The sequence below is a fragment of the Actinomadura sp. NPDC048955 genome (genome assembly GCF_040649435.1).
Lineage (GTDB): Bacteria > Actinomycetota > Actinomycetes > Streptosporangiales > Streptosporangiaceae > Spirillospora > Spirillospora luteofluorescens.
Map to the genome: position 1 here is coordinate 1 of NZ_JBEZJI010000030.1, position 20,853 is coordinate 20,853.

General features: G+C 70.4%; 21 protein-coding genes. 16 read left to right on the forward strand and 5 right to left on the reverse strand.

Going from position 1 to position 20,853, the window contains the following annotated elements; translation table 11 throughout:
• Positions 1-340: 340 nt before the first annotated feature.
• On the reverse strand, positions 341-1,042 hold the full coding sequence (locus tag AB0C84_RS26085) for a class I SAM-dependent methyltransferase (RefSeq protein ID WP_361071174.1): 702 nt from the start codon (positions 1,040-1,042) through the stop codon (positions 341-343).
• Between the two features lie 282 nt (positions 1,043-1,324).
• Between AB0C84_RS26085 and AB0C84_RS26090 the strand changes: the two genes are divergently transcribed.
• The 5 genes from AB0C84_RS26090 to AB0C84_RS26110 all read left to right on the forward strand — a co-directional run bounded on the left by AB0C84_RS26090 (position 1,325) and on the right by AB0C84_RS26110 (position 5,961).
• Entirely contained in the window at positions 1,325-2,536 is a 1,212-nt protein-coding gene (locus tag AB0C84_RS26090) for a DUF6004 family protein (protein ID WP_312879732.1), read from the forward strand.
• Positions 2,537-2,668: 132 nt separating this feature from the next.
• Positions 2,669-3,553, forward strand: a complete 885-nt coding sequence (locus tag AB0C84_RS26095; RefSeq protein WP_361071178.1) for a 50S ribosomal protein L11 methyltransferase — start codon at positions 2,669-2,671, stop codon at positions 3,551-3,553.
• Entirely contained in the window at positions 3,553-4,218 is a 666-nt protein-coding gene (locus AB0C84_RS26100; protein ID WP_258943037.1) for a PQQ-like beta-propeller repeat protein, read from the forward strand. The genes AB0C84_RS26095 and AB0C84_RS26100 overlap by 1 nt, the downstream gene beginning before the upstream one ends.
• Positions 4,199-5,530, forward strand: coding sequence for an AarF/UbiB family protein (locus AB0C84_RS26105; protein ID WP_361071182.1), 1,332 nt, complete (start codon positions 4,199-4,201; stop codon positions 5,528-5,530). Before AB0C84_RS26100 ends, AB0C84_RS26105 begins: the two co-directional genes overlap by 20 nt.
• Positions 5,531-5,601: 71 nt before the next feature.
• Positions 5,602-5,961, forward strand: a complete 360-nt coding sequence (locus AB0C84_RS26110; RefSeq protein ID WP_361071185.1) for a metalloregulator ArsR/SmtB family transcription factor — start codon at positions 5,602-5,604, stop codon at positions 5,959-5,961.
• Between the two features lie 48 nt (positions 5,962-6,009).
• On the opposite strand, the gene AB0C84_RS26115 is transcribed toward AB0C84_RS26110, so the two are convergent.
• Positions 6,010-7,161 carry a nucleotide disphospho-sugar-binding domain-containing protein gene (locus AB0C84_RS26115; protein ID WP_361071188.1) on the reverse strand — a complete coding sequence of 384 codons (1,152 nt, stop codon included), beginning with the start codon at positions 7,159-7,161 and terminating at the stop codon, positions 6,010-6,012.
• 87 nt (positions 7,162-7,248) lie between these two features.
• Between AB0C84_RS26115 and AB0C84_RS26120 the strand changes: the two genes are divergently transcribed.
• The 4 genes from AB0C84_RS26120 to AB0C84_RS26135 all read left to right on the forward strand — a co-directional run bounded on the left by AB0C84_RS26120 (position 7,249) and on the right by AB0C84_RS26135 (position 10,246).
• Entirely contained in the window at positions 7,249-7,728 is a 480-nt protein-coding gene (locus tag AB0C84_RS26120; RefSeq protein ID WP_361071191.1) for an SRPBCC domain-containing protein, read from the forward strand.
• A 47-nt stretch (positions 7,729-7,775) separates the two neighbouring features.
• The gene (locus AB0C84_RS26125; RefSeq protein ID WP_361071194.1) at positions 7,776-8,264 is read left to right on the forward strand and encodes an EF-hand domain-containing protein; all 489 of its coding nucleotides are present in this window, start codon (positions 7,776-7,778) and stop codon (positions 8,262-8,264) included.
• Between the two features lie 109 nt (positions 8,265-8,373).
• A complete protein-coding gene (locus AB0C84_RS26130) occupies positions 8,374-9,210 on the forward strand; it encodes an ABC transporter permease (RefSeq protein WP_361071197.1) in 837 nt (278 codons plus the stop codon).
• A gap of 115 nt (positions 9,211-9,325) precedes the next feature.
• Positions 9,326-10,246 (forward strand): arylamine N-acetyltransferase, encoded by a 921-nt coding sequence (locus tag AB0C84_RS26135; RefSeq protein WP_361071200.1) that lies wholly within the window; start codon positions 9,326-9,328, stop codon positions 10,244-10,246.
• A 52-nt stretch (positions 10,247-10,298) separates the two neighbouring features.
• Here AB0C84_RS26135 and AB0C84_RS26140 read toward each other — a convergent pair whose 3' ends face one another.
• The 3 genes from AB0C84_RS26140 to AB0C84_RS26150 are packed head-to-tail and all read right to left on the reverse strand — an operon-like array spanning position 10,299 to position 12,732.
• A complete protein-coding gene (locus tag AB0C84_RS26140) occupies positions 10,299-11,354 on the reverse strand; it encodes a glucose-1-phosphate thymidylyltransferase (RefSeq protein ID WP_258943029.1) in 1,056 nt (351 codons plus the stop codon).
• Positions 11,351-11,959 (reverse strand): dTDP-4-dehydrorhamnose 3,5-epimerase family protein, encoded by a 609-nt coding sequence (locus tag AB0C84_RS26145; RefSeq protein ID WP_361071203.1) that lies wholly within the window; start codon positions 11,957-11,959, stop codon positions 11,351-11,353. Before AB0C84_RS26145 ends, AB0C84_RS26140 begins: the two co-directional genes overlap by 4 nt.
• 38 nt (positions 11,960-11,997) lie before the next feature.
• Positions 11,998-12,732 (reverse strand): FkbM family methyltransferase, encoded by a 735-nt coding sequence (locus AB0C84_RS26150; protein WP_361071206.1) that lies wholly within the window; start codon positions 12,730-12,732, stop codon positions 11,998-12,000.
• A 165-nt stretch (positions 12,733-12,897) separates the two neighbouring features.
• On the opposite strand from AB0C84_RS26150, the gene AB0C84_RS26155 reads away from it, so the two are divergent.
• The 7 genes from AB0C84_RS26155 to AB0C84_RS26185 all read left to right on the forward strand — a co-directional run bounded on the left by AB0C84_RS26155 (position 12,898) and on the right by AB0C84_RS26185 (position 20,853).
• Positions 12,898-14,400 (forward strand): radical SAM protein, encoded by a 1,503-nt coding sequence (locus AB0C84_RS26155; protein ID WP_361071209.1) that lies wholly within the window; start codon positions 12,898-12,900, stop codon positions 14,398-14,400.
• 152 nt (positions 14,401-14,552) lie between these two features.
• On the forward strand, positions 14,553-15,203 hold the full coding sequence (locus AB0C84_RS26160) for a winged helix-turn-helix transcriptional regulator (protein WP_361071212.1): 651 nt from the start codon (positions 14,553-14,555) through the stop codon (positions 15,201-15,203).
• A 379-nt stretch (positions 15,204-15,582) separates the two neighbouring features.
• Positions 15,583-16,314: a hypothetical protein gene (locus AB0C84_RS26165; RefSeq protein ID WP_258943024.1), complete on the forward strand. Its 732-nt coding sequence runs from the start codon at positions 15,583-15,585 to the stop codon at positions 16,312-16,314.
• Positions 16,315-16,316: 2 nt separating this feature from the next.
• The gene (locus tag AB0C84_RS26170) at positions 16,317-17,600 is read left to right on the forward strand and encodes an AarF/UbiB family protein (RefSeq protein WP_361071216.1); all 1,284 of its coding nucleotides are present in this window, start codon (positions 16,317-16,319) and stop codon (positions 17,598-17,600) included.
• A gap of 648 nt (positions 17,601-18,248) precedes the next feature.
• Positions 18,249-18,596: a transposase gene (locus AB0C84_RS26175; protein ID WP_361071409.1), complete on the forward strand. Its 348-nt coding sequence runs from the start codon at positions 18,249-18,251 to the stop codon at positions 18,594-18,596.
• 508 nt (positions 18,597-19,104) lie between these two features.
• Positions 19,105-19,689 (forward strand): LmbU family transcriptional regulator, encoded by a 585-nt coding sequence (locus AB0C84_RS26180; RefSeq protein WP_361071219.1) that lies wholly within the window; start codon positions 19,105-19,107, stop codon positions 19,687-19,689.
• Positions 19,690-19,896: 207 nt separating this feature from the next.
• Complete coding sequence (locus tag AB0C84_RS26185) at positions 19,897-20,853, forward strand: DUF1702 family protein (RefSeq protein WP_361071222.1); 957 nt, start codon at positions 19,897-19,899, stop codon at positions 20,851-20,853.

The window sequence follows — 20,853 nt, forward strand, 5'->3', positions numbered from 1 at the left end:
TCGGTGCCGATGTAGTTGTGGTTGAGCATCCTGGCCTCTTCCTGAGCCAGAACAACAACCCGCCGCGCGCGGTCGGTGAACCTCTCGAACATCTCCTCGCTCCTCCCGGGGCCGCCGGTTACTATCAGATTCTAAAGTGATTTGGCGAGGATCGGTGGATGTTCGCAGTGGGCGTAAGAGCCCGGGACGTCCCCGGCCCCGGCCGGTCGTCCGCGCGCCGGCCCGCGACCTGGAGGGGATCCATGTCTCTCGAGAACCATCCCATGGTCGACGCGCTGGTCTCGGGTCGCACCGATCAGTCCGGCGACCCGCGCGCCCCGCACGAGCGCCCCGAGCGCGATCAGTCCCGCTTGCGGATCAGCGTGACGCCGTCCCCGATCGAGAGGATGACCGCCTCGACCCGGCCGTCCGCGGCGACGTGATCGTTGAACTCGCGGATCGCCCGGGTGTCGGCGTCCCTCGCGCGCCTGGTCTCCGAGACCTCCGCGGGGGGAGTGTCGGCGACGGGGTCGACGACGTGGCCGCGCCACAGGACGTTGTCGGCGAGGACGGCGCCGCCCGGCCGCATGCGCGGGAGCAGCTCCTCGTAGTAGGCGATGTAGTTCTCCTTGTCGGCGTCGATGAAGGCGAGATCGACGACCGGGCCGGGGGCGAGCGTCCGTAGTGTGTCCAGCGCGGGGCCGAGCCGCAGCTGGATCCGGTCCGCCACGCCGGCCTCCGTCCACGCCTCGCGGGCGATCCGCGCCCATTCCTTGTCGACGTCGCAGCAGAGAAGGTCGCCGCCGGGGGCGAGCCCCCGGGCGATGCACAGCGCCGAGTAGCCGGTGAACGTGCCGATCTCGATCGCCCGGCGGGCCCCCATGAGCCGGGCCAGCAAGGTCAGGAACGCCCCCTCGTCGGGCCCGATCTGCATCCGGGCCACCGGGCCGAGCCGGGCGGTCCGCTCCATGAGCCGGCGCTGCGCGCCGTCCGCGGGGAGGCTGTGCGCGGTGAGGTAGTCGTACAGTTCCGCCGTCACCGGCGTGGTCTTGAGCGCGCACATGGACCTGGCCTCTCCGTGATTCTCCTAGAAACTTTAATAAATTGTAGCAACATCCTTCTCATTTCCAGGGGGCCCGCGCCGTCCTCATCGGCCCGCCGTGCTCGCTTTGAGCTGGTCAGTTAAGTGCCCACTGAAATCCTCCGCCGCGCGGGCGCTGGCGGGAGGGTGTCGGGGTAGGGCTTGACGACGAAGAATCGCTATATAAAACTTCAGCGACAGGGCCCCGTCAACGATCCGCGGACCAGGCAGGTGCCCACCACACGTTCTCGACAGACGCTGGAGGTGTCTGGTTTGAGCTCTCTCCGTGAGACGTACGAGTCCCTCAACCTCGAACCCAAGCCGATTCGTCCGCACATCCTCGCCGCGGCCACCGTCGTGTTCGGCGACGACTACTACGCCGGCCGGCGGGAGACCATCAACCTGTCCGGCTTCGTCCAGCTGAACAAGTGGCCGATGCCGGGCTTCGAGCACCGGGTGGACGAGAAGGGCCACGCCGAGCTGGAGACCGAACTCATCAGCGCGCCCGAGGTCGGCATCAAGGGGTACAGCTACGAGCTGGACGACCGCATCCAGGTCCTGTCCAACCCGTTCCTCCCCAACTCCGGCCACGTGCGCCAGATCGTCCCGGGCAAGAACTTCCCGGCCGAGTTCTACATCCGGCGCTTCGGCATCCTGGAGACCAGCACCCTGCGGCTGGCCCACCGCAACGTCATCGACATCTACGGCGTGGTCGACAGCATCCCGCCGTACAAGAAGCCGCTGACCGGCCCGTACCTGGGCAGCCCGCGCGGCGACGGTCCGTTCGACGTGGTGCAGGCGCCCAACGTGGTGCGCGGGACCACCCTGCCCGAGGCCTGGTACCCGGCCAACGACGACAACGAGCCGGTCGGCCTGACGCCCACGGTGTTCTTCGCCGCGAGCGCCGGCCCCTGCATGTCGATGCTGGTCGACCCCTCCATGATCATGCAGGTCTCGCTGGAGGGCCAGATCGAGGTCGAGGTCGACGGCAGGACCGAGGTCATCGAGCTGGAGGGCGACTACCGCAAGGCGGCCGGCACGGAGATCCTCCTGTTCGGCCCCGACAAGCACGACGAGGGCCAGGGCGTTCTCGCCCAGATGGCCCGGGTCGCCATGGTCGGCCACAACGAGGCCCTCGGCGGCCGCGTGATGCTGCGGGCGAGCTGGCCGCGGCCGTCGGGCGGCACGCTGGGCGACGGCACCGAGGACAGCCTCAGCCGGGTCCGGTTCCCGAGCGAGCTGCACATCGACGCCGAGTTCGAGCTCGTGACGCCGCACGGCAACCTGTACGCGGCCCGGCCCGCCCACGTGGCCGGCAAGCTCAGGGACCTCGAGGCCACCGGCAGCGAGCTGAGCATGGTCGGCGCGGACGCGCCGCTCGTCACCACCGACGGCACGGTCAAGGCACGGCTGACCGGCGTCCGGCTGGCGATGCGCGACGCCCACGTCGGTGAGACGGCGGCGGTCAACATCTGAGGTTTCCCGCGAACCTCTTGACGTGTCCGGCGGGACTGGATCTGATGGAAATTCCAATAGTTCCAGTCTCGCCGGGACGTATGTGCGGCCCGCCCCGCCGGCCGTTCCGGGTACCTGCGAAGGGGAGGCGTCGTGGACCAGCGACTGCTGCTGATGCACCAGGCGATGCTCGCCGACCGGCCCCGGCTGGAGGCCTACGAGCGGGCGCTCGAAGACGCGATACCGCCCGGCGGGGTGGTCGCCGACGTCGGGGCCGGCACGCTCGCGCTGTCCCTGCTCGCGCTGCGGTGCGGCGCCGAGCACGTCTACGCCGTCGAGGCCGACCCTGAGACGGCCCAGGTCGCGGCCAGGATCGCCGAGCAGAACGACCTCAAGGGCCGGCTCACCCTCGTCCAGGGAGACGCGCGCCGCGTGCGGCTGCCGGTCAAGGCGGACGTCGTGGTCTCGGAGATGATGGGCAACCTCGGGCCGGAGGAGCAGATGATGGAGGTCCTCGGCTCCTTCGCGCGGCGCAACCTCGCCCCCGGCGGCCGGGTCGTGCCGGAGCGCCTGGTCACCCGGCTGGCGGCCATCGAGTTCGACGGCGAGGGCTGGGGGCTCTGGAACGAGGACTTCTTCGGCTACCGGCTGGACGCGGTTCAGGATTGTGTAGTTCCCGCCGCCCAGCTGCACTTCTTCCAGCGCCCGCCCACGATGCTCGGCGAACCGGCGGCCATCGCCGACCAGCACGGCGGCAAGGGGGCCTACCAGCGGGCGAGCCGGCGGCTGACCATCAACCGGGCCGGCCGGCTGCACGCCATCGCCGGATACTTCACCGCCACCCTCGCGCCGGGCGTGACGCTGTCCAACCTCCCCTCGTATCCGGGCTGCAACTGGGCGGTCTGGATCTGGCCGCTGCGGCACACCGCGGTGGCGGCGGGGGACGTCCTGCACGTCCGGATGCACCGGCCCGATGACGTCCGGGCGGCCACCGACTGGCGGCTCGAGTGCGGCCTCAGCAAGAAAGGAGGGGGCTGATGCCTTACGCGGCGGGGTCGGTGCGCGACATCCCGGTTCGCGGCGGCCTGAAACTGTGCGGGCTGACCTGGAGCGGGCAGTACCTCTGGTACTCGGAAGCGGTGCAGAACCAGATCGCGGCGATGGACCCCCGGACCGGCGAGGTGGTGCGGAGGATCCCGTGCCCCGGCGTCCGCACCGACCTGACCACGCTCGGCGGCAGCCTCGTCCAGGTCGTGGGCGAGCGGCGGACCCTGCGCGTCTTCGACCCAGAGTCCGGCGACGTCGTCGGCGAGCTGCCCAACCCGCGGCCGGGGCGGCAACTGTGCGGGCTGGAGGCCACCAGCCAGGGCGTGTGGACGGGATACGAGGACCTGCAGGTCATCGACCTGCGCAGCGTCGAGGACCTGCGGCTCATCGCCAGCTACCCGGTGCGTCGCCCGGTCGCCGGGGTCACCGTCTCCGACGACTACCTGGCCTACGCCGACTACCGCGGATGCTCCATCAACCTGATCGATCTGAACCAGGGGCGCGAGGTGGCCTCGATCACGGTCAACGGCAGTCCCACCGGGATCGCCTGGGACGGCAGGCTGATCTGGTACTGCGACCACGCGACCCTCCAGCTGCGGGCGATCGAGGTGCCGGGAATCACCGGAGGCAGGCAGCATGACGACGACAGGCGCTGAGCGGCGACCGGCGGTCCCCGCCGCACGCGTGGCCCCCGCACGCCTCGCGCTCGCCGGCCGGGGCGCGCGCGTGCTGGCGATCGTCGCCGTCACCCTCGTGCCGGCCGGGATCGCCGGCCTCGTCCGGACGGCGCTGCGCGGACGCGCGGCGGGACGCCGGTACCTCTACCGCCGGACGGCCGTCCTGCTGATGAGGCTCGGCCCCACGTTCATCAAGGCCGGCCAGGTCCTCGGCACCCGGCGGGACGTGCTTCCCGCGGAGCTCTGCGACGAGCTGTCCGTCCTCCAGGACTCGGTGGCGCCGCTGAACCGCGCCGAGACCCGCCGCGCCTTCGCGGAGGCCTACGGGACGCAGCCCCTCGGCGGGCGCTTCGCCCGCGTCGACCAGCGGCCGGTCGCCAGCGGGAGCGTCGCCTCCGTCTACCGGGGCGCGCTCGCGTCCGGCGACCAGGTGGCGATCAAGCTGCGCCGCCCCGGCATCGACCGGGTGATGCGGCAGGACCTGGCGCTGATGAGGGCGGGCGCCGGGCTGGCGGCCCGCCTGCCCGTGTTCCGCGGCGTCCCGGTCACCGACGTGGTGGACAACATGTGCGCCGCCGTCCTCGGCCAGCTCGACTTCGGCCGGGAGGCCGACAGCCTGACGCGGCTGCGCGACAACCTCGCGCCCGTGCCCCGGGTGTGGGTCCCGCAGGTGCACCAGGCCGAGTCGAGACCGCGCTGCATCGTCATGGAGTTCATCCCGGACCTGGACGTGGGCGCCGCGGCGAGATGCCCCCTGGCGATGCGGAAGCGGTTCGCGGTGTCGGCGCTGACCGCCATCTACCAGATGCTGTTCGTCGACGGCTTCGTGCACTGCGACATGCACCCCGGGAACCTCTACTTCACCCGCCAGGGGCAGGTCGTCGTGCTCGACGCGGGGTTCAGCGTGCAGCTGACCGAGCGCCTGCGCCGGCTGTTCGCCGAGTTCTTCATGAACATGTCCACCGGCCGGGGCCGCCGCTGCGCCGAGATCGTCATCGAGAGCTCGGCGGGGGTGCGCGGCGACGCCGACCTCGAGGGCTTCATCGTGCGGATGGCCGACCTGGTCGAGCGCAGCCACGGCCTGCCGGCCAAGGAGTTCAGCCTGATCGCCTTCGCCACGGAGATGTTCGACCTGCAGCGCCGGTTCGGCATCCACGCCGCGCCCGAGCTGATCTTCCCGCTGCTGTCGCTGCTCGTCATCGAGGGGACCATCCGCGAACTCGACCCGGAGATCGACTTCCAGGAGACCGCGAAGCCCGTCCTGAACCGCGGCCTCTTCGGCGCCCGGTAGCGGCTCGGGAGCGCGCACGGCCGGCGGCCGGCGTTCGAGGCCGAGTTATATAAGTTTGATATTATTATCCCGTGCACGCGTTCGATGTTCTCGGCGATCCGGTCCGCCGCCGCATCCTGGAGCTGCTGTCCGGTGGCGGACACTCCTCCGGGGAGATCTGCGCCGTCATCCAGGAGGAGTTCGGCATCTCCCAGCCGGCGGTGTCGCAGCATCTGAAGGTGCTGCGCGACAACGGGTTCGCCTCCGTCCGGCCCGAGGGGACGCGGCGGCTGTACGCGATCGACCCCGCGCCGCTGCGCGAGGTCGACGGTTGGCTGGAGCAGTTCCGGCGGTTCTGGTCCCAGCCGCTCGACGCACTGGCCACGGAGGTCGCCAGGGGACGGCGCGAGAGCCGCGGCCCGGCCGGGAGCCGGGCGCCGGGGAAGGGCTGATCCCCCTCAGTCGCCCCGCCCCAGGCGGCGCGATGGCGAACGGATCGGCTACAGGCGCGCGACGAGGTCGGTGAGCTCGGCGGCGACGGCCGTGGGAGAGGGCAGGCCCGCGACCTCCGTGCGGACCTCGGCGGTAGCCGTCCGCAGCGTCTCGTCTCCGAGCAGGCGTTCCAGCATCGTCGCGGTGATCTCATCGGCCGGCGCCGTCAGCCCGATCCCCCGGTCGCGCACGTCCTGCCCGATGGCCTCGGAGGCCACGTCCTGCGGGTCGAGCGCGACCATCTGGGGGACCCCGGCCTCGACCGCGGTCAGGACGGTGTTGGCGCCGCCGTGGTGCACGACCGCCGAGCACGTCCGGAACAGCTCGCCGAAGGGGACCCAGCCGTCGGCGGGACGGACGTTCGGCGGCAGCGTGCCGAGGGCGGAGGTGTCGACGTTGCCGAGGGCGAGCACGAAGTCGGCGTCCACCTTCGACGCGGCCTCGATGACCGGCGGCAGCGTGCCGAGGCCGAAGAACCTGGCCGAGAAGCCGCCGCCGAGCGAGAGCACGACTCTCGGCCGCCGCGGCCGCTGCCGCCAGAGCCCACCTAGGACCCCGCCGCCGTCGTAGGAGTGCCCGCCCATGAACCCGCCCTCGGGCCTGGCGTGCAGCATGCTCGGCGGCAGCCGCTCCAGGATCATCGCGGGCCGCGGGATCGCCGGTATCCCGTACTCGTCGCACTGGTCCGACAGCAGGCCGGCCGTCAGCTGATGGGTCCGCCCGGTGGTGAAGGGCCCCAGGTTCCGCTGGACGGCCGGAACGCCGAGCCTGGCCGCCGCCATCGCCCCGGCGGTGGTCGTCTGCTCGTAGACGACGAGGTCCGGCCGCCACTGGTCGACCACCTCCATGGTCCCGGGGACCAGCGGCCGGTTGAACCCGGCGAACATGGGCGCCCGGGGGGAGATGTCCCTGTCCGGCCCGACACTCCGGAACCACGTCTCCGCGAACTCCGGATCGTCCTGGAGTACTTTCTGGGCGATCGCCACGGCGTCGTAGCCCGGCGCGACGTCGACCACCGGCAGGCCGGCGCCGGTCGCCCACTCGGGGCGTTCCGCGAGCGCCACGAGCACCTCGTGACCCGCGGAGCGGAAGGCCCAGGCCAGGGGCACGAGCGTGAAGACGTGGCCGGCCGCGGGGACGGAGATGAACAGCACGCGCATGGTGGGATCCTCCCTGGGGGCGTGGACCGGGCGCCGACGAGGAAATCTCCGGTCTACTCCTCCAGGAGATTACTATATATAGTTCAAGTGTCTAGCGAGCTGGAGGAGTTCGTGACGCCGCCGATCTGCCCGCCCGACCTGTCGGCCAGGCCGTACCGCGCGATCGTGGACCATCCCGCGGGCGTTCCGGCCGGCACGGTGTTCCGCGCCTGGACGGAGCGCTTCGACCAGTGGTTCGCCCAGCCGGGTGAGATCGTGATGAGGGCCGAGGTCAACGCGCCCTACTTCTTCCAGACGTTCCACGAGGGGCGGCGCCATCCGCACTACGGCCGGTTCCTCCGGGTCGACCCGGGCCGGCTGATCGAGCTGACCTGGCTCAACGAGGCGGGGACCCGCGGGGTCGAGACGGTGCTGACCGTCGAGACGTCGCCCCGGCCGAGCGGCTCCCTACTGCGCCTGACGCACGCGGGCTTCCCGGACGACAGGACGAGGGAAGAGCACGAGACCGCGTGGAGATCGATCCTCCTGAATCGCCTCGACCCCGTGCTGCGAGGGGCGGAGGCCTGACCGGTGGCGACGCGCGCCACGCGTTCCCGACCCGAGGAGTGTTCCGCATGGCCACTGCCGAAGAGTACGAAGCCCTCTTCAAGGCCTTCGACCACGACGGCGACGGCGTCATCGAGCAGACCGACGTCGACCTGCTCGTGCAGCGGTGGTGCCGCGCGCTGCACGTGGTGCCCGGCTCTCCCCAATGGCTGGCGATAACGAGACCGTCCAACAGGCTGTGGCAGCACCTGGAGGGAACCGTCGACGCGGCCGGGGACAAGAAGGTGAGCAAGCAGGACTGGGTCGCCTCGCACGAGCTGCCGGGCTTCATCGAGAACGTCGCCATCCCATGGGGCGTCGCCGTGTTCGACATGGGCGCGGACGCCGACAAGCGGGTCTCCCTCCAGGTGTGGATGACGACGCATTCGGCGACGGGTTACCCGCAACTGGAGAGCCTGGCCGGGTTCCAGCGCCTCGATGAGGACGGGGACGGGTACCTCGACAGGGATCCCTTCGTGAAGTACATCGAGGCCTTCTACCACCGAGAGCACGCCTGATCCCTCCCAGGGCGGTCCGCGGGGCATGGCATTAGACTTGCCTTATATAAGCTGCGGGTTTATCATTTGCCCTGGACGGCCTGAGCGCGGAGTGAGGGAGGCGGGCGAGATGACGACGTCCCAGCCGGTGGCGGGCGAGACAGTGCGCGGACCCCTGCTGACGCCCCGCGAGCGCCCGCCGAGGGTGGGCGCTCTCTCGGCGTCGCTGACCTTCGCGTCCCGCTCGCTTCTGAAGATCAAGCGAGCGCCTGAGGGGCTGTTCGGCGCCCTGCTGCAGGCGGTCATGTTCACCCTGCTCTTCACCTACCTCTTCGGCGGTGCGATCGCGGGGTCTCCCGGCAGGTACCTGGACTTCTTCCTCCCCGGGGTGTCGGTCATCGCGATCGTGCTCGCGAGCATGAACACGGGGTTCGTGCTGAACGTGGACATCGACCAGGGGGTCTTCGACCGGCTGCGGTCGCTGCCGGTGTGGCAGCCGTCGGTGCTGGTCGGGGCGATGCTGGGAGACGTGGTCCGGTACGCGGTGGCGTCGGTCGTGCCGCTGCTGCTCGGGCTGGCGCTCGGGTTCCGCCCTGACGGCGGGCTGGGCGGCGTGGTGCTGGCGCTGCTGTTCCTCCAGGTGTTCGCCTTCAGCCTCGCCTGGGTCTGGGCCCTGGTCGGCGTGGCGGTGCGCCAGGCGGCGTCGGCGCAGATGCTCATCATCACGCTGGACTCGGTCCTGCTGTTCGGCAGCAACATCATCGCGCCGCGCGAGACCATGCCGTCGTGGCTGCAGACCGCCATCGGGGTCAACCCGATCACCCACGCGGCGACGGCCGTGCGCGGGCTGATGCAGGGCACCGAGACGGCGGGCCAGATGGGGCGGGCGTTCCTGGCCTGCGCGATCCTCGTCGCGGTCTTCGCGCCCCTGACGGCGTACGCCTACTCGCGGCGCGGCCGCGCCTAAGCGGCGAGCGGCCGCCGCGCCTCCCTCCGGGACGCGAGTACGGGCTGTGCTACGTTATTTTAAAGTCAGCTCGGTGGAGCGGTGGCGCGACCGCACCCGGTCCGGACGGAGGGTCATGCCTGGCCAGCACACTTCGGGTCCCGCGCCCGTCCCGGCGGAGCCGGGCGGGCCCCGGTACGTCGCCGACTACCTGGAACGCCTCGGCGTCGGCGACCCGGGCGGGCCGTCGCGCTCCGGGCTCTTCGTGCTGCACCGGGCCCACGTGGAGCGGGTGCCGTACGAGGTGCTGGAGATCCAGCTGGGACGGCCGACCACCGCGGACCCGCGTGACGCGGCCGGCCAGGTGCTGAAGGGGCGCGGCGGGTACTGCGTGCAGCTCAACGGCGCGTTCTCCACCCTGCTCGCGGCGCTCGGATACGACGTCACGTGGCACCGGGCCGGCGTTCACGCGAGCCGCAAGCTGCCGCCGGTCGGCCCGGCCGAACCGGCTCCGCACCTGGTGCTCACCGTGAGCGTCGAGGGTGAGTCCTGGATGGTGGACGTCGGCCTCGGCGACGGGCTGCACGAACCCCTGCCGTTGCGTCCCGGCGAGTACCGGCAGGGACCCTTCGCCTTCCGGCTCGGTTCCTCGGAGTTCGGGCCCGGCTGCTGGCGCTTCGAGCACGACCCCGGCGGCGCGATCGCCGGGCTCGACTTCTCGACGGCGCCCGCCGGTCCGGCGGACTTCGCCGAGTGGCACCCCTACCTGGCCACGGACCCCGAATCGCGCCTGGTGAGGACGGTCGCGGTGATGCGGCGCGACGCGACGAGCGTCGACAGCCTGACGGGATGCATGCTGCGGCACACCGACGACTCCGGCGGGACGACGAGAGCACTCGGCACCTCGGAGGAGTGGTACGGCGCGCTCGCCGAGGTCTTCGGTCTCCCGCTGGCGGACGTGGGCCCGCAGGAGCGGACCGCGCTGTGGGCGAAGGTGCGGGGCGCCCACGAGGCCTGGCTCGAAGCGCGGGCCCGGCGCTCCGCCGCCCGCGCCTGAGCGCACCGCACGGTCCCGGGCGAACCGCACGGTCCCGGGCGCACCCGCCGGGCTAGGCCGGAACCTCGACCCGCGTGTCGTCGCCGACGACCAGCCGGGGCCGGGCCGAGGCGCTCACGCTGGCGTTGCGGCCGATGATCGAGTCGTGCAGGCCGGCGAAGCCGGAGACGGACGCGTTGTCGAGGACGATGGAGCCGGCGACGCCGGTGCGCCGCAGGACGCAGCCCCGGCCGATCGACGTGCGGGGACCGATGTGGCAGTCCTCGATGACCGAGCCCGCGCCGACGATCACGGGGCCCTCGATGCGGGAGCGCACGACCCGCGCCCCGGCCTCGACGACGACCACGCCGCCGACCTCGCTGTGCGCGTCGACCTCGCCGGCGATGCCGGGCTGCAGTGCCTCCAGGAGCCGCCGGTTGCAGTCCAGGACGTCCTCCGCGCGGCCGGTGTCCTTCCAGTAGCCGCCGTACTCGGTGGCCCGCACGTCCGCGCCCCGGGCCAGCATCCACTGGACGGCGTCGGTGATCTCGAGCTCGCCCCGGGCGCTCGGCTCGATCGACGCCACCGCCTCGTGGATGGCCGGGGTGAAGAAGTACACCCCGATGAGTCCCAGGTCGCTCCGGGGCTCTTCCGGCTTCTCCACCAGCCGCTCGACCCGGCCCTCGACGTCCAGCTCCACCACACCGAAGGCGCGCGGGTCCGCCACCTTGTGCACCAGCACCTGGGCGTCGGGCCGCTGCGCGGCGAAGTCGCCGGCGACGTCCGCGACCCCCTGGGGCAGCATGTTGTCGCCCAGGTACATCACGAAGTCGTCGTCGGCCAGGAAGGCGCGGGCCAGGATCACGCAGTGCGCGAGGCCGAGCGGCCTGTCCTGGTGGATGTAGGTCACCCGCGCGCCGAACCGGGAGCCGTCGCCCGCGAAATCGATGATCTCCTGCGCCCGGTCGCCGACGATGATGCCGATGTCCGTGACGCCGAGGGCGCGGATGTTGAGCAGGACGTACTCCAGGACCGGCTTGTTGGCGATCGGCATCATCTGCTTGGCCATGGAGTGGCTGAAAGGGCGCAGCCGCATTCCCGATCCACCCGACAGCACCAGAGCTTTCATCGGTTGCTTCCTCGCAGGCGCGTAGAAGGATCGCCGCTCTCCCGCCAACGGGGCAGGAGGCCGGCGGATACGGTTTCGGCCATGCTGGGCGCCGCCGCGTCCCCGTCGGACAGCAGCGGCGGCTCCGTCGTCCCCCAGGGAAGCGCGAGGTCGGGATCCAGCGGGTTGATGGAGATCTGGGCTTCGGGCGCGTAGGTGCTGGAAAGGGCGTAGCAGACGCAGGTGTCGTCGGTGAGCGCCAGGAAGGCGTGGCCGGCGCCTTCGGGGATGTAGACGCTCCGGCCCGACCCGGCGTACAGCTCGTTGACCGCGTGGTGCCCGAAGGCCGGGGAGCCGACCCGCAGGTCGACCACGATGTCGCGCACCGCGCCGCTGACGCAGGTGACGTACTTGGCCTGTCCTGGCGGGACGGTCACGCCGCGGATGCCGCGGAGCGTGTTGCGCCGCGACGTCGAGCAGTTGATCTGCCGCGGGACGAAGGGGCGCCCCAGCACGGCTTCGAGGACGTCGGCGCGCATGACCTCGAAGAAGCCGCCCCGCCGGTCCGAGTGGTGGTCGGAGGTGAGGACGTAGGCCCCGGGAACGGCCGTCTCACGGACGTGCATGGCGCGCCGATCGTGGCAGTCGCATCGTGGGGCCGCCCTCAGCCCCGGTCGGCGCGGTAGGCGGCACGCAGGGTGGTCGAGGGGGCCAGCCAGGCCATGTCGGCGACGTTGGCCCGCGCGTGGGTCCAGTTCGCCACCAGCCTCCAGCCGCGGCCCTGCATGTAGGCCGCGACGTTCTGCCGGGTCGCCCCGCAGTGGTAGCGGGCCTCCGCGCTGCCCTCGATCACGGCCAGGTCCAGCCGGTCCAGGTCCGCGCCCGCCAGCACGTCCAGCTCCGCGCCCTGGGCGTCCACCACGAGCACGTTGCAGCCGTGCTGGACCTCGCGCACCGGAATGACATCGGTGGTGTCCAGCCGGGTCACCGTCATCGGAGGCAGCGGCGCGAGCAGGCTGGCCTGCTGGTCGTACTCCGTGACGTGCAGGGTGGCCGTCCCGCGCTCCCGCCCCGCGGCGGCCATGACGACCTCCTGGGCGGGCCGGCCCTCCCCGGGCTCCGGCCGGCCGGCCAGATGGCGCCCGAGTTCGCGGGCGAGCGCAGCGGAGTGGTCGCGGTTGGGCTCCACCATGACGAGTCGCCGGAAACCACACCGGACGAGCGCCGGGACTTCCTGCCCGACATGCGCCCCGACCTGCACCACTCCCACCGGATCCACGCCGAGCCGGCCCATCAGCCCCGGGAGCTGCCGCTCCCACCGGACGTACACCGGGGCGGCCGACCGATCGACCTCGGTCAGGGCACGGCCCTGCGGGGCGGGGGAGGACCCGTGGGACATCGACGTACCTCCAGAGAGGGCGGACACCACCCGCGCGGTGTTAACTTTAGAAGCATATAGTACAGTGAGGTTGCACGGCGGGCCCGGGCGGTCCTCCTCCGAGATCGCGTCCGCGGCCGGCGGGACGCGGCACGGACCGGGACGCCGCCGGGTGAGGAGTCCTGCATGGCCTTGCGTGATGTACGTGTCCTGCTTCTGTATCCGCCGAACCAGAGCGCCCCGGGGACGGTGTGCAAGCCGAACGGGTCGCTCGCGTACCCCAACCTCGGCGGCGCGCTGCGCGACCACGGCGTGGACGTGCGCGTGTTCGACGCGTGCGTCGGGGACGACTCCGACGAGCTCGACGGCATATTCGACAAGCCCGTCCAGCTGCCGAGCGGCTTCCTGCGGACGGGCGTCAGCGACCAGCGGATCCTGGAGGAGGTCGCGGCCTACGACATCGTGGGGATCACCTCGATCTTCACGGACCAGGAGACGATGGTCCTGCACTGCGCGCGGCTCATCCGGGCGGCCTTCCCGGAGAAGGTCCTCGTCTCGGGCGGGGTCAACGCGCGGTCGCGGCTGCCGCAGTTCTTCCGGGCCGGGTTCGACGCCGTCTGCCTCTCCGAGGCCGAGGGCACGATCGTCAAGATCGTCGACGAGGTGCGGCGGTCGGCCCGCCCGGACTTCGCGGGGATCAGCGGTGTCGCGGTCCTGGACTCCGGCGAGATCCGCGTCAACCCCGCGCGCCCGGACGACGTGGTGTGGGATCTGGACACTCTTCCCATGCCCGCCTGGGACCTGCTGCCGAACGAGCGGTACTGGACCATCGCCCGGCCGCACTCGGGCGTGTGGGAGTCCGGCACGGAGCTGCGCTACGCGGACATGATGACCTCCCTCGGCTGCCCCTTCCACTGCGCCTACTGCCATATCGCGGGGGAGCAGGAAGGGAGCGTGAGCGGCCCCATCGGGCGGTACCGCGCCAAGTCCGACGATCGCGTGCTGCGCGAGCTGGACGTCCTGAAAGGGCTGGGCGTCGAGCACGTGATGATCGAGGACGACTCGCTCCTCGGGAACAAGAAGCGCGCCCTGCGGCTGCTGGGGAAGATCCGGGGAGCCGGGGTCGACATCTGCGATCTGAACGGCATCAACATCATCCACCTCCTCAAGCGGTGGAAACCCGACCACGAGGTATTGGAGGCCCTGGCCGAGGCCGGGTTCACCCAGCTCAACCTTCCGTTCGAGTCGGGCAATCTCCGGATCCTGCGCAAGTACGCGAGCAACAAGCTGAACATCGAGATGGCCGACATCGAATCGCTGATCGTGGCATTGAAGGACTACGGCTTCAAGATTTTCGGCAACTACATGATGGGGTATCCCGACGAGACCATGGAGGAGATCCAGTCCACGATACGCATGGCCCGCGATCACGTGTCCTTCGGACTCGACGCCGCGAACTTCTTCATCGTGGTCCCGCTTCCGGGGACGCCCCTTTTCGACACGGCGATTTCGGAAGGGCATCTTCGGCGCGACTTCGATCCGGACACGATGAACATCTACCGGGCGAACATGACCGGAACGGTCGTACCGTCGCATGTCCTTGAGGAGTTGCGCAGCCGTGCGTGGGAGGAGGTCAACTCCCCGACGTGGAAGAACGCGAAGAAGGCGTGGGCCGCGACCGAGAGTTGACGGCCCCGGGCGGCGACGCGCCGGCGGCGGTCCCGGAAAGGCGGGCCGCGGCGCGGAAGGGACCCGCGCCGGCCGGCATCGCCGAAGGTTCCGCGAAGTGCGCCCCTCTGGGTATACACTTCTAAAGTGAACCTGGGAGGCGGTAGGAGTACGTGAATCAGCGTCGGAACTACGGACAGTACTGCGGCCTCGCCGGCGCGCTGGACATCGTCGGTGAGCGCTGGACGCTGCTCATCATCCGGGAACTGCTCACCGGCCCCTGCCGCTACAACGAACTGCTGGCGAATCTGCCCGGTCTCGGGACCAACCTGCTGGCCGACCGGTTGAAGTTCCTCACCGAGGTCGGGCTCATTCGGCAGCGGTCCCGCGAAGGTTCGAAAGTCAAGGCGTACGAACTCACGGAGCAGGGCGAGGGCCTGCGCGAGGCGGTGCTCGTGCTCGCGCGCTGGGGGCTCGGCGTGCTCACCGAGCCCAAGGCCGAGTACATCGTGCGCCCCCGGTGGGCGGTGCTCGCGGTGGAGGCGATGGCCGCACCGACCGTGGAAGGCCCCGACGAGCAGTACGAGTTCCGCATCGACGACGACGTGTTCCACATCACGGTGTTCGAGGGCAAGGTGGCGGTCGCGCACGGGAAGGCGACCGAAGAACCGGCGCTCGTCGTCCACACGGACGCGGTGACCTTCGTCGACATCGGCGCCGGGCGCCTGGACCCGCTGGAGGCGACGCTCACGAAGCGCATCGTCATGGAGGGCGACGAGGACGCGATCATCCGCTGCTCGCGCCTGCTCGGCCTGGTGGCCTGAGAGCCGCTCCCGCAGGCGCCGTATCGGCGGCCGCCTTCCGGCCTTCAAAGACAGATCTCGATAGCCGCCCGCCCCTGCCGGTAAAATCGCGCGCGCCCGGGCGGCGGTCTTCGATGTCGCGTTCTACGGCGGGATCTTCCGTCGCCGCGCCGCCGGCCGCGCCGGACTTGGACGTCCTATCTTGACGCCGTCGCGGCGATAGCTTTTACTGGCGGCGAGCGCCTCTATTTCCGTGACGACATGACCAAGCGTTGCACCGGCGCAGAGTAATGAGCCCACTACGTGATCGCCATCGACATGAGACCGTCAGCCGATTCTGATCGCCGATAGCACGGAAAGCGAAGAGCGCGTCGCGGCCGTCATCGGGAAGGTGCCATCAGTGGACTATGTGCGCATGGCCAGGCCGGCTCGTCCGAATCTCAGCGCGGGCGGCCTGACATCATATGGCTTCGCCATCGAGGCCGCGATCGGCCGGCGACCCATGCGCTATCTCGTCGGCCGCCGTTTTGTCGGGCCTTCGGCGGTGACCGGTCTATTCGTACTTCTCCCGCAGATCCTTGCCGGAAGCCATGTCTGGATAACCGAGAACTCCGATCGCGGCGAATGTGAAGTGGAAACACATATACCCACGATGAAGAATTCGGTGCGCCCGGTCGAACGCTATCTTTTCGACTGCCTTCCGCTCACCGACATCGGATACCTGGATCTCATGGCCTGGCGCTATCCCGGGCTGGGCGCCACTCCCGAGGACGTCGAGGTCGACATGTCCTGGAGCCGGTGGTCCGCGGCCGAGCCGCGGTGCTACCTGGGGCCGGTCACCACGCCCGGCCTCACCGTCACCGAGGCGGTCGACCACGAGACCGGCATGGTCGTCGCGCGCGCCGTCGACCGCCTCCGGGAACCGTTCCGCCGCTGGGAGGTCGTGGAGATGGGCCGCCCGGACGTGGGCGGGTTGCCCGAGCGGGTCAGGGCCTCCCGCACCCGGACCGGTGGATGGACGGACTTCCGCCGTGTCGGGGAGCCGGTCCCGGTGCCGCGGGAGGCGTTCGACGCCGGGCCCGCACGACTCCGGGAGGCGCTTGAGCACGGGCTCTCCGGAAAGGCGGCCTGAGGATGGCGGATCGCGCCGGTGTTCGCGCACTGGCGGCGCGAGCGGTCCGGATAGGCGCGTTCGGCGGAGCGGCCGCGGTCCGCATGGCCGCCATCGCCGCGACGTCTTCCGGGAGCACCCGCGGAACGCGGCTGGCCGCCGAGCTCGCGCGTCTCACGGAACGGCTGGGCGGGGCCTTCGTGAAGGCCGGGCAGATTCTCGGGACCCGCGTGGACCTCGTGGGGGAGACGGTCGGGACCGCGCTCGGCAGGCTGCACGACAGCGTGGAGCCGATGACCCCCGAGGAGGCGCTGCGGACGCTCCGCGCCGGGCTCGGACCGATACCGCCCGAGCTCGTGAGGGCGGTCGGGGGGCCGTCGGTGGCCGGCGGCTCGATCGCCTGCGTGTACCGCGCGGAACGCGGGGGCCGGGCGGTCGCGGTGAAGGTGCGCCGCCCCGGCGCGGGCGCCGCGATCGCGGCGGACCTGGCCGTGCTACGGGCCGTCGCCGCCGTCGCCGCGCGGCTTCCGCCCCTCCGCCGGGTGCCGTTCCTGGAGATCGTCGACCAGATCGGCGACTGCCTCATGGCCCAGCTCGACTTCGGCGCGGAGGCGGCGAACCTGCGCCGGCTGCACGACGATCTCGCCGAGGTCCCGGGTGTCGTCGTTCCGAGGCCCGTCCCCGAACTGTGCGGAGACGGCGTCATCGCCATGGAGTTCATCGAGGGACTCGACCGCGGCGCGATCGAATCCCTTCCCGCACGGGTCCGAGAGGCGCAGATCACCTCGCTGGTGCACGCCGTCTACCGGATGCTGTTCATCGAGGGCTTCCTCCACATCGACCTGCACCAGGGGAACACCTACTTCATGCCCGACGGCACCGTCGTGCTCCTGGACGCCGGTCTGGTCTTCCGGATGAGCGCCGAGGCCCGGGAGAGGTTCACCGGGTTCTTCGCCGGCATGATCCGGGGGGACGGGGAGGTGTGCGCCGACATCCTGCTGTCCACGGTGCGGCGCACGGAATCGGAAACGAACATCGAGGCCTTTCGTGGTGAGGTATCCGACCTTGTCATGCGAAATGTTGGCATGGTGGCCCGAGATTTCGATCTCCCCGCGTTCTGCCTGGACCTCTTCGATCTGCAGCGGAAATACCGCCTCTACGCCGAGCCGGAGTTCATTTTCCCCATGCTCTGCCTGCTCACCTTGCAAGGTGTGGTCAAGCGCCACCATCCGATGATGGACTTTCAGTTGGAGGCCGCGCCTTTCGTGATGCACGGTCTTCTCGTGACAACCGGCGCGACCGGCTGAGGTGGCGCCCCGGCAGGGACACGCGGTGAAACCGCGCAACGTGCGCTGTCGGCGGCTCATCGGTGCCGTGCGGGGCGCACGGGGCCGGCTGTGGGCGACGGCCCGGGCGGCGTGATCCCGGCGAGATTATCCGCGGCGGCCCATTCGTCATCTGGTAAGCGGCCGGAGCGATCGGCCGCGTCGTGCGGGACACGCGCGGAAGCACGCTTCCGGCGTGGCTCGCGGGGCACCCCAATTAGAGCGTCTACGTAGCGCCGTGGGGACGAGCAGGGGATTTCGTGGTCCTGTCCCGCGGCGGGCCCGCTCGCCGCCGCCTCGGGCCAACACGACGCCGGCGGAGCCTGCCGGAGCAGGTCCGCGCCCCGGTCGGCGGTGCGAGGCGGTGCGGCCGCCGCCGGCGGCGCCGGATCCGGGCCCCGGACCGAACGAATTTTACGGAGACGTCCAGCGTGCGCGCGATGAACGAGATCACGCAGAGCCCAACGCCATTGAGCTGATCTTTTGTGGTGAGACAACTTCATAGCGTGGCTTCGCGCTGTTCGGGCCGACGCGATGCGTCCCCGCGGCTTCCCGAGCCCGCCTGTCCGAGATTACTAAGAGCATGTCTCATGTGGTCGGCCGGTGGATGCGGCATGATCGGTGCTCGTGATGTCGGACCTTGCGATCCGGCTGGTGCCGGATGAGCTGTGGGAGATCGTCGGCCCTCTGATCCCGGAGTTCGCGCCGCGGCGGCAGGGTGGCGGGACTGCGCCCGTGGACGATCGGATGGTGTTCACCGCGATCGTGTACGTGCTGACGAGCGGGTGCGCCTGGCGGCACCTGCCGGCCGAGTTCGGGGTGAGCGTGCCGACCGCGCATCGGCGCTTCGCGGCGTGGTCCAGCGCGGGGCTGTGGCCGCGCCTGCGCGACGCCGTGCTGGAGGTGCCCGGGACGCGCGGTCAGCTCGAATGGGCTGCGGCGATCGTGGAGGCGGCCACCGCCCGGTCGGCGACCTGACCGGCGCCGGCAGGGCCCGTGCGGTGCCGGCGGCGCCCGCCACGGAAAACTCACCTCTTCCACGTGAGACACGCTTGAAAGGTCAATGGCAGCGGTTCATCTCGATGAGATCACCTCGGCAAGGCGTTAATCACCGATTCGCCCTATTGACAACCTGCTGAAATAGTTTGACGATGACCATCATTGCTGCTCGCAGCGAAGGCTGGAGACGATCGCAGGTGGGCGGCCGACGGGCGTTAGGCGCGATCGGAGGGGGGCGGCCGCCGGTGGTGGGCGATCGGAGGGGGCCGAAATCAAGTCTGCCGGGAATTCGTATGCGCCACGGCCAAGGGGACTGGTAGAAGCCGTGGTCGAAATATTTTTCTCCAGCCTGTGACCTGAAGCGGCAACATGCAGCGTCTGGCGACTGTTCGGGAGGATATTCGTGTCCGGCTCCGGGAATGGGCAGCGTTACACATCGCCTCATCGGTCCCCCATAGAAGAGGCAAACCGGGTCTCCGCGGCCAGAATGGTCCTCGACCAGTCGGCGAGGCCGCGGCGGAGCGGTCTGGAGCTGCCCCCTCGCCTTCCCTTTGAGACATGGCAGCGGATCGGACGCCAGATATCCCTTATTTCGGACTGCTCGCGCTGGTGGCTCGGCGACTGGCTCATCTACGGAGAGCGGCATTACCCGAACCGGTACCGGATGGCCATCGAGGCCACCTCGCTCGACTACCAGACACTCAAGAACTACGCTTGGATCGCGCGCCGCATCCCGAGGTCCCGCCGGCGGGACCAACTCAGTCTCCAGCACCACGCCGAGGTGGCCGCACTCCCGCCATCCGAACAGGAGCACTGGCTCCAGCAGGCGGCGGAACTGGGCTGGACGAGAAGAGAACTCAGAAAGCGCCTGCGAGGAATTCGCAACGGCGGCGACAGCAAGAAGCCGGTCGAGGCTACCGTTCGCATCGACGTGCTCGCTGAGCGCCAACGCCGCTGGCAGGAGGCCGCGGAAGCGATGGAGCTCAGCCTGGCGGAATGGATTGTGGTCATTCTCGACCAGGCTGCGGGCCAGCTCGACGAGGCCGTCGCGAAGAACGAAGAAGAGGCGTGACTTTTCGCCTTGCCGCGTGTATGAGTAGAAGGGCGTAAGGCCGCTCATACGCACTGCGCGGAAGTTGCTGGGGCGCTAGTCGGTCGTCTTTTCGGCGACGCTGCCCCATAAGACCGCCCCGGCCGATGGCCACGGCGGTCGCCGCCGGCACGGCGGAAAAATCCCCGGCTGAACGCCGCCGGTCAGTATTGCCACTGTGGGGTTGGAATGGCCGCTGTAGGGAATCTGCTGACGCCGCCGTTGCGCGGCTTCCTGGAAATCGATCCGAAGACCCTCGACGTCGGGCGCCTGGGTTTTCCGCCGGGTGATCCGCAGGCTCGTGCCCGCCTGGCGGACGTGGTGCAGAGTTTCGCCACCGGATTCAACACCGCCCTCGGCGCGGATCCGGCGAGCCTGGATTTCACGGTGCTGCCGCACGATCTACGCGGATTCGCCTTCGAAGGCGCGGCCATGGGCGTCGCCCTGGTCGACCTGGCCACGTTCTCGGGGGGCCGCAGGGTGCGCCTGCTGGCCGAAGGGCCGGGCGCGCGGTACATCCACCTGATCCACGTCGGAGTCGGCTGGGCGTACGCGCGCACGCATCTGCATCCGTGGACGGGCATCCGCTTCGGGCGGCCACTGCTGCGCTGGCTCGTATGGGACGGATGGGGTTTCCACCAGGCTTTCTTCAAGTCCCAGCGGGTGCTGGTCCGGCACTGGGTCGAGCGGCCGGCACGCGGAAATATGCGGACAATTCGTGATCAGGGCGTCGGTCGGGCGCTGTGGTTCTACGCCGGCGGCGACCCGGCCGGAGTGGCCGACACGATCGGTGCCTTCCCGGCCGCCCGCCGGTCGGACGTGTGGGCCGGCATCGGGCTGGCCGCGGCGTACACGGGGGCGCTGTCCCCGGAGCGGCTGGGCGAGCTGCTGGACCGGGCCGCGGGCTTCGAGGAGCACATCGCGCAGGGCGCCGCGTTCGCGGCGAAGGCGCACGTGGTGTCGCTGGAGGTGCCGGAGCGGTCCGCGGCCGCGATCGAGACGCTGACCGGAGCCGCCCCCGCGGTCGCCGCGGCGTGGACGGACGAGGCGGCGGTGACCGCCGAGCGGTGTGGCGACGGCCCGGAGGGCTACGAGGTCTGGCGCGCGAGGGTGCGCCAGGCGTGGCGGAAGCACAACGAGGGGTGA